General features: G+C 46.8%; 1 protein-coding gene. It reads left to right on the top strand.

The window, feature by feature from the left end; all coding sequences use genetic code 11:
* Window positions 1-67: 67 nt before the first annotated feature.
* The gene (locus ACQEXP_RS21225; protein WP_138972011.1) at window positions 68-586 is read left to right on the top strand and encodes an Hcp family type VI secretion system effector; all 519 of its coding nucleotides are present in this window, start codon (window positions 68-70) and stop codon (window positions 584-586) included.
* Window positions 587-712: the final 126 nt, after the last annotated feature.

The raw sequence follows: 712 nt of genomic DNA, 5'->3' as shown, positions 1-712 counted from the left end.
ATTTCACTTTGGCACGCTTTTTGACTAAGAGTGAGTGTTATTACACTCAACCTCTAAGGATTTTACTATGCCAACTCCATGTTATATTTCTATCGACGGTGAAACTCAGGGTCTGATCACTGCGGGTGCCTGTACGGCTGACTCTATCGGTGACTCCTATGTAGAAGGTCACGAAGACGAGATGCTGGTTCAGAAGTTTGACCACGTCATTTCGGTTCCGACCGACCCTCAATCTGGTCAACCTTCTGGTCAACGCGTCCATAAACCATTCAAGTTTACCGTTACTCTCAACAAAGCCGTACCACTGCTGTACAACGCACTTTCTTCTGGTGAGAAGATGAAGAACGTAGAGCTGAAATGGTACCGCACCTCCATCGAAGGCAAACAAGAGAACTTCTTCACCACTAAGCTAGAAAACGCGTCTATCGTCGATATCCAGTGTGAGATGCCACACTGTCAAGATCCATCCATGTCCGACTTCACTCAAAATCTAACGGTCTCGATGTCGTACCGTAAGATCACTTGGGATCACGTTAACGCAGGTACGTCTGGTTCAGACGATTGGCGTAAACCTATCGAAGCTTAATCACTTTGATTTTCGGTGGCTCCCCTCGGGGGCCACCTGAAAACCTTAACCTCAAACCATCCATTTCACGGTGATTTGTGGTGAAGGTTTTTGTGTTTGGTGTGAACGATAGGAGAGACGTATGGC

It is taken from the genome of Vibrio sp. TRT 1302 (assembly GCF_050113875.1).
In the GTDB taxonomy this organism is placed as follows: domain Bacteria; phylum Pseudomonadota; class Gammaproteobacteria; order Enterobacterales; family Vibrionaceae; genus Vibrio.
The sequence above is the reverse complement of the archived record's forward strand: the minus strand, read 5'-3'. Positions and strand labels throughout refer to the sequence as shown.

Coding starts and splice junctions, on each gene's coding strand:
- ACQEXP_RS21225 (WP_138972011.1), top strand. CDS start 68: ATGCCAACTCCATGTTATATTTCTATCGACGGTGAAACTCAGGGTCTG.